The following is a 13,547-nucleotide window of genomic DNA, read 5'->3' as shown; positions in this document are numbered from 1 at the left end:
ACGGCCAGCAGCTTTCCGGGGAATTTGCGGGTCGTCGGCAGCACGCTGTTTTTCACTGCCACGACCTCCACAGGCACAGAGCTGTGGAAAAGTGATGGCACGGCTGGTGGCACCGTGCAGGTCCTGGACATCAATGCTGGCACGGGCAGCAGCAGCCCGTCCAGTCTCGTGGACATGGCAGGCACGCTGATGTTTGCCGCGAATGACGGCATCAACGGAGCGGAGTTGTGGAAGAGCGACGGCACCAGCGGTGGCACGGTGATGGTGAAAGACATCCACACCACGGCGGCGACGGGTTCCAGCATCGGGAACATGACGGTGATGGGCTCTTCGGTCTATTTCAGCGCCACGAACGTCACGAACGGCACGGAGCTGTGGGTGACTGACGGCACCACGGAAGGGACGCTGATGTTGAAGGAAATCCATCCCACGGGTAGCAGCGGCATCAGTTTCCTCACCCTGATTGGCAGCACTTTGTGGTTCTCTGCGGATACTGGCAGCACGGGCGGGGAGCTTTGGAAGAGCGACGGCACGGCAGAGGGAACCGTTTTGGTGAAGGACATCCGAGCGGGCGCGAGCGGCTCCTCACCGCAGACCTTCTTCGAGCATGGCGGGCTGGTGTATTTCCGCGCATTCACAGATGCGCATGGTGCGGAGCTTTGGGTGACGGACGGCACCACAGACGGCACCCGGCAGGTGGCTGACATTGCCTCCGGCACCACCAGCTCGAACCCTTCCGCCTTTGCCAGCCTGGGTGGCAAACTCTACATCGCCGCCACGGGGCTGGATATCGGCGCGGAACTCTGGGTGTATGACCCGGCGTTGCAGCCGGAGATCGCTCTTTTTGAAGGAACAGGCACCGCAGGAACCGAGCGGCAGGATAACACGGGCGTGCATGACTTTGGCAGCCAGTCCGCCCCCACGAGCCGAAATTTCACCGTGACGAACTCCGGCAGCGGAAACCTGTATGTGACGGACATCACGCTTTCCGGGCCACAGGCGGCCAGCTTCTTCGTTTTGGGCAAACCGGACCCGACACTGCCTATCTTGCCCGGTGGAACGGCCACTTTTTCCGTCACCGCGACGCTCGCTGGTCCCGTGGTGCAAAACGCCGTCGTCGAGATCGCCTGCACGGACGCGGACGAGGCTGTGTTTGAGATGGCAGTGCGTGCGGAGACGCTGGACACGGTGCCTCCGGTCATCAGTGCCCCGTCGAGCTACTATGTCGGTCAAAACGGTGCGCTGAGCATGCCGCTTCCGGATGTGCGGCACATCGTGGTCTTCACGGACAACATTCCAGGCGCGGGCACCATCACGCAAAGCCCTGCGCCGGGGGCCGTCACGCTCAGCATCGGCCAGACGCAGGTGGTGACCTTCAACGCCACCGACTCCACCGGGAATCCATCCAACACCGTCACCACGAATGTCACGATGGGCATCGGGCAGCCAGCAACGGGCAATCTGAACTGGGCGCAGGCCGGAGGCGGCAGCGGCAATGACGCGGTGTTCAACAACAGCTATGAAAGCGCCCGGATCGTCCCGCTGCCGGACGGTGGCATGATGGTGGCGGGCATGTTCACCGCCTCTCCCTTCACGCTGGGAACAGGGGATGATGCCGTGAGCCTGAATTCGTCCGGCTTTGCGGACATCTTCATCGCCCGCTATCGCGCGGATGGCACGCTCGACTGGGCAAAAAGCGTTGGCGGCACCAATTCAGACACGCTTCGGGCACTCACGGTGCTGGCTGATGGCTCCTGTGTGGTGGGCGGGTTGTTCAGCGGAAATTTCACGGCTGAATCGGCGGCACTCACCTCACAGGGAGGCTCGGAAGTCTTCCTCATCAAATACCAGCCGGATGGCACCCAGGCGTGGGCAAAATCCATGGGTGGAACGAACAACGACTGGTTGTCCGACCTGACGGCCACGGCAGACGGAAACATCGGCTTTGCGGCCGCGGGTTTCTCGACCTCGTTCATCACTGGTGGTGGTGCCTCGGCTACCAACACCGGCCTCAGCGGCATGGATGTTTTCATCGGCAAGATTGATGCCACGACGGGGAATGGAACCTGGGTGCGCGGCTACGGCGGTCTGACCGGCGATGAGCCGTCCTCTGGCATCCTCGTCCGCAGCACTCCAGACGGTGGTCTGGCCGTGGTGGCACCGTGGCAGGTGACATCCCTCACTTTCAGCAACAGCGCTCTGAACTTCACGAAAGCCAGCACCAACCAGGAATGGCTCATGGTCAAATACGACGCCTCCGGTGCGCTGGCGTGGGCAAAAACGGCCGGCGGGGTGAGCGCTGAGGCACCGTATAACATGGCCGTACTCGCTGATGGCGATGTGGTGGCCTACGGTCTGGTGAATGGCACGGTGACCTTTGGTGCTGGTGAGGCGGGAGTGTCCACCAGCACGGGTTTCGGCAGTAATGACGCAGCACTGGCTCGATTCTCGGGCGTGGACGGCACGCTAAAATGGGTGAAGCGCTTCGGCGGCAACGGTGGCGAGGCGGTGCCTGTTTTTTATGGTCTCACTGTTCTGCCGGACGGCTCGCTGGCCGTGACGGGATCTTTCTCGAACGCGCTCTGTCGGTTCGGCGTTGGAGAACCGGGCGAAACGACGCTGACGGCACTCACGACGCCGGCTGAACTCTATGTCGCCCGCATGAATGCCTCGAACGGCAACCTGATCTGGGCCAAGTCGGCAGGTGGTTTGTTTGTGGAAACTGCCACGGCGCTCATGGTGCTGGATCGCGGCGACATCGCGGTCAGTGGTCATTTCAGCTCTCTCACGGCCACTTTCGGATCGGGCGAGTCAGGGCAGACCGTGCTCACCAATGCCTCGGGCGTGGCCAATTCAACGAACGATCTCTTTCTGGCCCGCTTCCGCTTTGCGGACGGTGCGCTGCTGGGGGCCAAACAAGCGGGCGGAACAGGTTCGGAAACCCTCCACGCCGCCACGGTGCTCACCAGCGGCAGCGTGGTGCTCGCGGGGAGTTTCCAGCCGGCGACGGCCACATTTGGCAATGGGGAGGCGGGAAAGGCCCTTTTGACGAACGTGGACACCGCCGGGACGAATGGAGACCTTTTTGTTGCCCGTTTTGACACAGGTGGGGTGCAGCCTCCAGCCGCGCCTGTCATCACCGCCCTGCCGGCAACGGATGTCTCCAGCAGCACCTTCACCTATCACGCGGAGATCGATCCGCAGGGAATGCCCACCACGGTGCTTATTGATTACGGTCCGACAGACAGCTACGGCAGCACATTCACCGCCGCGGTCATTCCTGCTGGATTCACGCCTGTCACACGCAGCCTTTCCCTCACCGGACTCGGCTCCACGGCGACGACGTATGTGCGCGTGCGTGCCACCAACGCGCTCGGCACCACAACGGGCGGGGAGATCTTTGTCACCACTTACAGCACGGCGGAAATCTCCGTGGAGCAGCCCACCGACGCGCCGCTGACGGCTGGTGCCTCGACCGTGGACTTTGGTATTGTCGCGCCAGGGAATACGGCGGTGCGCACGTTCACCGTGCGCAATCTCGGCGCCAGCACGCTCAGTGGACTGGCGATGACCCTGAACGGTACCGCAGCCGGCGACTATGTGGCGGGGGCATCCGGGGCGACGAGCCTCGCACCGGGAGAGAGCACGTCATTTACGGTCACCTACACCCCCAGCCTGCCCGGTGCGCGTGCTGCCACGCTGCGCATCGCCAGCAATGACGGGGATGAAAATCCCTTCGAGGTGCTTTTGACCGGCACTAGCCACCTCACGGTGAATGTGTCCTCTCCGGGCACGCCTGGGATCACGCTCAACGGCTACAGCGTGCCGGCGGGCCGCACGCTGAATGTGACGCTCGGCTTTGCACCCGCGCCGGGCAGCACCTTCACGGTGATCAACAACACGTCGGCAAACGCCATCAACGGGACTTTCACCGGCCTTCCGCAGAGCGGCACCATCAGCGCCACGTTTGGCGGCCAGACTTACATCTTCCACGCCAGCTATAGCGGCGGAGACGGCAATGATCTCGTTTTGACCGAGGGTTACGGCTGGACGTGGATTCACGGCACCAACACCTTCAACAGCCTCGGTGTTTACAGCGATCCCCTGCCCGCTCTCGTGAAACCCGGTGCTCGTGGTGAGCCCATGACCTGGCAGGACGCGCAGGGAAATCTCTGGCTGTTTGGCGGCTCGGGGTATTCCACCAGCACTTCGACGATCAATCTGAACGACCTGTGGAAGTACGACCGCGCCACCGGCCTCTGGACTTGGCTGAAGGGCAGCAATGGCACCAGTTCAGTCAATGGCGTGTATGGCACGCTCGGCGTGGCAGACAGCGCCAACACGCCAGGTGGACGCCGACGCGGCATGACGTGGACGGATGCCAGCGGGAATCTGTGGCTGTTTGGGGGCAACGGGCTGCCCGCCACGGGCACCACATCAGGTTACCTCAACGACTTGTGGAAATACACCCCTTCAACCAACAACTGGACTTGGATGGGAGGCAGCAATGGAATCAGTTCCAATGGCACTATTGGCGCACAGGGAACGGGATCGGTCGCCAACATTCCGAGTGCGCGTGATGGCGCGGTCACCTGGGCAGACCCCACGACGGGTCATCTCTGGCTGTTTGGAGGTTTTGGCTACACCTCGTCTGGCACGAGCACGGGCTACCGGAACGATTTGTGGCGCTTCGATCCAGCCACGGGCATCTGGACCTGGATGACCGGCAACAGCACGAGCAACAGCTTGGTCGGCACCTATGGCACGCTTGGAGTGGCTGCGGCGGGGAATACGCCGGGATCGCGTCAGGTGAGTGCGACCTGGACCAGCACGACCGGGGATTTGTGGTTGTTCGGCGGGTACGGCTACGGAAGTAACATGATCGGCCAACTGGGTGATCTCTGGCGCTACCGGCCCTCCACCAATCAGTGGGCGTGGATGGGTGGAACGGCAACGAATGGTGTCGGCTACTCACCGAATGGCATCTATGGAACCCAGGGTGTTCCTGCTGCGGCGAACACACCCGGCTACCGAGCATCCGCAGGCGCTTGGAGAGACCAGCAGGGGCGTTTCTGGATGTTCGGTGGTAACGGCTATGGAGTCAGCGGTGCCTCGGCGGGCGATTTGAGCGATCTCTGGTGCTACGATCCTGCGTTGGGCCAATGGGCTTGGGTGCGCGGGTCGCAGAATGTGCAGAACAACGGCGTCTATGGCTCATTGGGTATCCCGTCGAATACCAACGCGCCAGGTGCACGCCGGGAATTCACGACCTTCCCAGTTTTTGGGACAGGAACGGATCTGTTCCTCTTTGGCGGTTATGGCTACGCTGCCACGGGCAGCGCCGAGCAGCGTCTGAATGACCTCTGGAAGCTGGAGATGCCGAAACTGCCCGGGGCTGCGACTGTCGCGGCCACGGATGTCACGGGAGTGACTGCGACGCTGCGCGGCACGGCCAATCCAGGCGGAGCGGCGGGCACGCTGCGCTTCCTTTTTGGCACGTCACCGACTTTGAGCGGCGCGGCCTATGTGGGAGCGCAGACGGTGGGGGCGGGCACGGCGGATGTGGCGCTCTCTCATTCACTGAACGGGCTGAACTTCAGCACGACCTATTACTACCGTGCGGAAGTCTTCAACGCCTACGGAACGGCCCAAGGGAGCATCCTCAGCTTCACCACGGCTCCAGCGCCGGACATCAGCCTGGAGCAACCGGTCGGCACGGTGCTCACGGATGGGACCGCCACCGTGAACATCGGCAGCGTGCTGGCCACGCAGACCGTCAGCAAGACCTTCACCCTGCGCAACACGGGCACGACCACGCTCAGCGGCATCACCGCCAGCATCACCGGCACGCACGCGTCGAACTTCACGATCGGCACCGTGCCTGCGAGCCTCTCCCCTGGTGGAAGCACCACTTTCAGCGTCACCTTCTCCCCCACCATCGTCGGTGCTCACAGCGCCATCCTGCAGATCGAAAGCAATGACCCGGACGAGTCTCCTTTTGATGTTTTGCTGGCGGGCACAGGCCTTACGCCGGATGCCAGCCTTTCCGCGCTGACGCTGAGCTCCGGCTCGCTCTCGCCCACGTTTGACAGTGCCGTCACGAGCTATGCCGCCACGGTTTCCAGCGCCACGACGTCCATCACCGTGCGGCCCACGGCACTCCAGCCCACCTCCACCATCCAGGTGAATGGTGCCAGCGTGAACTCGGGCTCAAACAGCTCCGCCATTCCGCTCGAAATCGGTCCGAACACGATCACCGTGCTCGTCACGGCGGTCGGCGGCACGGAGACGAAAACCTACACGCTCACCGTCACCCGTCCGCCGAGCGCCGACCTCGTGGTGACTTCCGTCTCGCCGCCGCTGACGTCGGTGGACACGGATGTGCTCTTTGAGGTGAGCTGGTCCGTCATGAACCAGGGCATGGTGGCCACGGCAGGCACGTGGACGGACAGGGTCTATCTTTCCTCGGACGCCAATCTCGGCGGGGATTTGCTGCTGGGCTCCTTCCCGTTCTCCGCGGTCATTCCGTCCGGTCAGACGGCTGTACGCACGCAAACGGTGCTGATCCCGCGCACGAGCACCACGGCGGGCACCTACCGCCTCATCGTGGTGGCAGATGCAAACAACGACCTGCCGGAAGGCGTCAACGAAGGAAACAACTGGGCTGCGAGCACCGCGTCATTCGGCGTGACCTTGCCGCCCTTGCCGGATCTCACCGTCCAATCCATCACCGCGCCCTCGACCGTGCTGACCGGTCAGACGATCACGGTCAGTTGGACCATCCGTAATGCAGGTGCGGGCTCCACAAACACCTCGGCTTGGAATGACCGTGTCTATCTCTCCTCGGACGCCCTTCCCGATGGTGCGGACACGTGGCGTCTCGATTCGCTGAACGTGAGCTACCTCGGTGCCGGGGACACCTACACCGCGTTGCTCACGGCCAAGGTCCCCATCGGTTTCACCCAGGGCGGCTACTTCATCATCGTGAAGACGGATGACAGCGGGCAGGTGCTCGAAGACTCGGACGCCAACAACACGCTCACCCGGCCCGTCACCATCAACATGACGCCCCCACCGGATTTGAAGGTGACCAATGCCGTCGCACCGAACAGTGCCTACGCCGGCACGAGCATCCCACTGAACTTCGCCGTGACAAACATAGGCACCGGTCCCGTGCCGCAGGAGCAAGGCACCTGGAGCGAGGGAATCTACCTTTCCACCAACAACACTTGGGAACCCACCGACCGCTTCATCACCACCATCGAACGCAGTGGCGTGCTGGCTGCAGGCGCGAGTTACTCCCGTTCTGGTTACAGCATCGATATCCCGCGTGATACGGCCACGGGACAGTATTACCTCATCGTGCGCACTGATGTGTATGACAAGGTCTTCGAGCACACCACGGGCGAGGCAAACAATACCCAAGCCACAGGGGCCTTCCAAGTGGAGCAAGCACCGCAGCCAGATCTGGTGGTTTACGATGTTTCCGTGCCTGATCAGGCCGAGGCCGGACTGTCGATGCCATTAACCTGGACTGTGACGAACGAAGGCGCTGGCAGCACGGGCGGCACGGGGTGGAGCGACTACGTTTATCTTTCCTCTGACAACGTTCTCAACACGGGCACGGACACCCTGCTGAACACGTTCGGGCGACCAAACGGCCTGGCATCAGGCACCAGCTACACACGGAGCGCCACGGTGACGCTGCCCGACCAACTCTCCGGCACCTATCATCTCTTCGTTGTCGCAGATGGCGGCGGATCGCTGCCTGAGTTTGATCCGAACCACAATGCAGAAATAAACAACACGCGCCTCTCGGACACGCCCGTTGAAATCAGCTATTTGCCACCAGATCTCGTCGTCGCTTCCGTCACACCTTCCACCACCAATGCGCAAGCAGGACAGCAGATCACCATTGGCTGGACGGTCACAAACCAGGGGGTTGGCGTCACCAAACGCAGCAGTTGGAACGATCAGGTCTATTTCTCGACTGACGAAGTGTTCAATCCCGGTGTGGACACACTGGTGGGGACTTTTGGCAACGGCTCCGGCCTTAGCGCCGGCCAGAGCTACACCAAATCCATCACCACCACCCTGGGTGCCTGCGATAGCGGCACGTATCACATCTTTGTGCGGACAGATTCCAGTTCGCAAGTCACTGAGGAGGCCGAAGGACTCGATGCTGAAGCAAACAATGTCATCTCCACTCCGCCTTCAATCACAGTCACCTCCAATCCTGCGGATTTACAAGTCATCTCGATCAACCTGCCCGAATCCTGCGTCGCCGGTCAGTTCATGCCTCTCACATGGACGGTCGCGAACGTTGGAACCGGGCCGACAAACGTCTCCACCTGGTCCGACCGCGTTTATCTGAGCAACAGCCCCACCTTCAATGCAGGCACGGCCGTACAAGTGGGCACCTTCTCCCGCAGTGGTGTGCTGGCCGCCGCGGGCGGCTACGTGGCAGCCCAGCAGGTACGAGTTCCCCTCAACTTCTCGGGCAATTACTATGTTTATGTTACCACGGACAGCGGCAGCAGCGTGCAGGAGTGCTCTGCCGAATCCAATAACCAGACACGCTCGACTGAGACTTTCAATGCCATCTCCATGCCTCCGGATCTCCAGATCGTTCCAGACAGCATCAGCGCCACCCCCACTGCGGTGAACTCCGGCCAGAACATCAGTGTGGACTGGACCGTCATCAACAGCGGCACAGGCCCCACAGCAGCGACGAACTGGGTGGACCGCGTTTATCTGTCCCCGAGCACGGTGTTCAGCCTGTCCTCCGCGACTCAGATCGGCTTTGTGGCGAGAAACGCAGCTCTGGAGGTAAACGCCACTTACCCGGCCACCGGCAGCTTCCAGGTGCCGCGGGAAATTCACGGCACGCGCTATGTGTTTGTCGTCACCGATGCCGATGCATCGGTGTTTGAAGGCTCGTCCGACGGTAACAACACCAGTTATCTCTCCACACCGGTCGCCATCACACTCTCCCCCTACCCCGACCTGGAAATCCAGAATGGCAGTGTCCAGGTCACCTCGTCCGCTCCCTACTCCGCAGGACTTCCCGTCAGCGTTTCCTGGACGGTCAGCAATCCGGGGGCGGCCGCTACTGGTAACGTGTCCTGGACCGACTACGCTTACATCTCTCGCGACCAGATTCTCGACGACAACGATCCGCAGATCGGCTTTGTCTCGCGCAGCGGTGGTCTGGCAATTGGCGGCGGCTACACTCAAAACTCCACCTTCACACTGCCGACGGGAATCAGTGGGAGCTATTACCTCATCGTCGTCGCTGACCGGAACAAGGCGCTGACCGAATCGGATGAACTCAACAACACCGCCTTCAGCACGGCGATCACCGTGCAAACACCCCCGCCTGCGGATCTGGTTGTCAATTCTGTGACACCTCCGGCAACAGGCGTGCCCGGCCAACCCGCCGTCATCACCTGGGTCGTCCAGAACATCGGCTCCAATCCCGCCAACGGCACCTGGAGTGACGCCGTATATCTTTCTGCCGACGATGTCTGGGACATCAATGACGTGCTCGTGGATCGTGTGAACCGCTCCGGGCCGCTCGCCGCCTCCGCCTCCTACACCGGCACCAGCACGGCCGTGCTGCCTGGTGTGCTGCCGGGAAGCTACCGTGTCATCGTGCGTGCTGACATCCGCAACAATGTCCTCGAAGGCAACGATGGCAACAACACCGGCGTGTCTGGCGGCACCTCTTCCACGATCACGATTGATGCCACTGAGCTTGCTCTTGGCACGCCTTACCCGTCGCAACTCTCCACCGGGACGCAGCATTTCTACAAAGTCTATGTCGCGGCCGATGAAGACTTGCGCATCGTGCTCGACAGCGCCTCCACAGACAGTTCGAACGAACTTTTTGTCCGTTATGGAGCCGTGCCGGACCGTGGAAACTACGATTTCCTCTATCCTTCCCCCTTCTCCCCGGATCAGGTCATCACCGTGCCAACGACGCAGGAAGGCTGGTACTACATCCTGGTGCGTGGAGACATCGTCACGAACAATTCCGCCACTTACACCCTGACAGCCAGCCTCGAACAGTATGGCATCCGTTCCATCTCCCCAGTCCGTGCTGGCAATGGCGGACGCCTGACTCTGACGATCAACGGCGGTCGCTACACCAACGACACGACCGCCGTGCTCTACCGCGCCGGGTTCCCGGACATTGTCGCGGAAAACGTCACCCGTGTCTCCAGCACCATGCTGCGTGCCCGGTTCAACCTCAACGCGGCAGAACTCGGCCTGTGGAGCCTGCGCATCGACTCGCCCACTCGCGGCCTGCGCACCTTTGCTGACTCCTTCACCATCGACGAAGCGGTCTCGGCACCGGTGGAAATCCGCATCGACGGCCCCGATCTCGTCAAACAGGACACGCGTGGCATTTACACGGCCTATATTACCAACAACTCCAACAACGATGTGGAGCGTGTCCTCCTCCGTCTGCGTGCCCCTGCCGCGCAGATCGGTGCCTTCACCAGTGCCATCACCAGCCAGTACGCGCAGGCTGTCGCTCTCCGGCCTGATGCGGACGGCATGATGACCTTCACCGCCATCACGGGTGACATCGGTCCCGGCGAGACCTCACGCGGCCTCCAGGTCACCCTCCGTCCTGTCACGGGACTCGCCGAGGGACAGGTTCCCTTAGAGGCGAATGCACGCGTCCTGACTTACGAGCAGCTCGATGTGGCGCTTGCTGCCGCCGTGGATGACCAGATTGCAGCCGCCCAGGCCTCGCCTGCACTGGACTCGCTGGTGCGTCAAGTGGTCGAGGAACGGGATTGGTGGCTCTCCACCGTCCTGCCGGCAGCCACCGTGGCGATCCCCGAGGAGGTCATCGGCACTCACGGCTGGTCCAGTCCTCTGGATCTCGTCTTGAACCTCGCCACCACCCTGGGATGCGCACGGCCGCAGGCACTGTGCCCTGGCTACACCGCCCTGCGTTCAGGCACGGGCATTCCGCAGGACCTGCATGCGGTGTGGACCTTGCCGGCCGAGTTCGGAGCCAGCTTCTCCGTCGTCGATCAGTTCAAATACATCACCCTGGTCAGCGCCCTCGATCCAAATGAAAAGCTCGGCTCCGATGGTTACGGCGTTCAGAAGTTCATCGGCAACCAACAGCCCATCTCCTACACGGTCTTCTTCGAGAACGTCTCCACCGCCACAGCCGCCGCGCACTTGGTCACCGTCGAGGACACACTCGACAGTCGTTTTGATGCAAACTCGTTCCGTGTCGTGGGGATCACTTTTGGCGACGTGAAGATCACTCCTCCAGCGGACAGCTTCTTCTACCAGGGACGTGTCACCATGGGGCCGCGTTTTGGCAACATCTACGCGGATGTATCTGCCGGAGTCACTCGTGTCGGAACCCCACCCAACGCACAAAATGTCATCAAGCTCACCATCCGCGCGATCGACCCTGCCACGGGTGAAGAGCCGGAGAATCCCGCCACGGGTGTCCTGCTGCCCAACAATGCGCTACATGATGGTGAAGGCAGCATCACATTCACCCTCAAGCCGCGTGCCAACGCAAAGACCGGGGAGCGCCTCGACAACGAGGCCGTCATCACCTTCGACAGCAACGAAAAGATCCGCACCAACCTCGTCACCAACACCCTCGACGCCCTCCCACCGAGCAGCAAGGTCAGCACCCTCGCCTCCGTGCAGCAAAACACCTCCTTTGTCGTGAACTGGACCGGGGCGGACGACAGTGACAACACAGGCTCCGGCCTACGCAACTACGACGTCTTTTACTCTGCCAACAAAGGCCCCTGGGTGAAATGGCTCGACGGTGTCGCCTACAAGTCTTCCACCTTCTCCAACGCCGTGCGAGGCACGGAGTATCGCTTCTACAGCATCGCCCGTGACAATGCGGGCAATGCCGAGAAAGCTCCGTTGCAGGCGGGCACCACCAACATCGCTCCAGACACCACCACCGTCGTCTCCAGCGGTCCTAACACAGCGCCAGTGCTCGCGGCCATCGCTGACCGCACAGGTGTTGTGGGCCAGCTCCTGACCTTCACGGCCACGGCGACCGACTCGGACATCCCGGCAAACACCTTCACCTACAGCCTCACCGGCACCGTTCCTGCAGGAGCACAGATCGCTCCGACGACTGGCGTATTCACCTGGACTCCCCTTCCCGGACAGGCTCCAGGCTCTCATGTGATCAATGTGCAGGTCGCGGACAGTGGCGTGCCATCCCTCACCGCCTCCCGCAATTTCACGGTCACCGTGCGGACAAACCAGGCGCCCGTGGCTGGAGCCGACACCGCCGGCACCGACCAGGGCAAGGCAGCCACGATCACCACAGCCAAGCTGATGCTCAATGACTCTGACGCCGATGGCGATCCGCTCACCCTCAGTCTGAATGGCTCGTCCAGTGCCAGTTCAACCAACGGTGGTTCTGTCATGTTGTCTGCCGGTCAGGTTACCTACACGCCGGTGACCACCTTCCACGGCACGGATACCTTCACCTACACCCTGTCGGATGGCTTCGGCGGCACCACCACCGGCACGGTGACGATCACCGTTTCTCCAGCCTTCGCCGCCACGAACAATCCCATCGCGCTGACGACCATTGCTGGTGGGGCACGGCGTCTGGACTTGATCGGCATTCCTGGACGCAGCTACCGCATCGAATACTCGGCGGATCTGGCGATCTGGCAGTCGCTCGGCACTCGCACAGCGGGTCCCGATGGACGCTTCTCCATCGACGATCCCGGCGCGGCCGGTGTCGGCACCCGCTTCTACCGCCTTGCTGTTCCGTGATTCGATGTCGCAGTCCTTCACCAACCCATTGACTTCATGATCTCCACCCCCAACCGTTCAACAGGGCTCCGGCTGGTGTTTGGCTTTTGGTTCTTGATCTCCACGCCAGTCTTCGCCGCCACGGTCGTTTACGATTACACCGTCGGCACGGCGGTTCCCGACGGCTCCATCGTCGGTTGGAGTGACACGCGTGCCGTCAGCGGCCTCACAGGTGTCATCCAGGCTGTCGAGGTGTCGCTGAACATCACAGGTGGCTACAACGGCGATCTCTTTGCCCAGTTGGTGCATGATTCGGGCTACAGCGTGCTCCTCAACCGTGTTGGCCGTCGCGCTGGTGACGGCACCGGCTATGCTGACGGCGGGCTCAATGTGGTGCTGGCCGATGATCACACCTCATCGGGAGACATTCACACCTACCGTCGTGTTTTGTTCGGAAACGACACCACCTCGTTGGGAGGTCCTCTCAGCGGCCGCTGGTCCACCGATGCACGAACGACGGACCCGGCGCTCGTGATCGACACAGATTCGCGAACAGCCAGTCTGGCGGATTTCATCGGCCTCGATCCCAACGGAAATTGGACCCTTTTCGTCGCAGACATGGACTCCGGCGGGCAGAGCACCATGCAAAGCTGGGGCCTCACACTGATCACGGCCGCAGTGCCCGAATCGCGCACTGCCACGCTGTTTTTTGTTTCGCTCAGCGCCGTCCTGCTACGCCGGCGCAGGCATTCCTGACGCTCACAGCATCT

General features: G+C 61.8%; 2 protein-coding genes. Both read left to right on the top strand.

Annotation, left to right across the window (positions count from 1 at the left end; translation table 11 throughout):
• The first annotated feature begins 114 nt into the window (after positions 1 to 114).
• On the top strand, positions 115 to 12,798 hold the full coding sequence (locus IAE77_RS11595; protein WP_345780978.1) for a CARDB domain-containing protein: 12,684 nt from the start codon (positions 115 to 117) through the stop codon (positions 12,796 to 12,798).
• A 36-nt stretch (positions 12,799 to 12,834) separates the two neighbouring features.
• Positions 12,835 to 13,533, top strand: a complete 699-nt coding sequence (locus IAE77_RS11590; protein WP_294226445.1) for a hypothetical protein — start codon at positions 12,835 to 12,837, stop codon at positions 13,531 to 13,533.
• Positions 13,534 to 13,547: the final 14 nt, after the last annotated feature.

This window comes from Prosthecobacter sp., assembly GCF_014879935.1.
GTDB lineage: Bacteria > Verrucomicrobiota > Verrucomicrobiia > Verrucomicrobiales > Verrucomicrobiaceae > Prosthecobacter.
Note: the sequence above shows the minus strand (reverse complement) of the source record. Positions and strands in the feature narration are given on the sequence as shown.

Coding starts and splice junctions, on each gene's coding strand:
- IAE77_RS11590 (WP_294226445.1), top strand. CDS start 12,835: ATGATCTCCACCCCCAACCGTTCAACAGGGCTCCGGCTGGTGTTTGGC.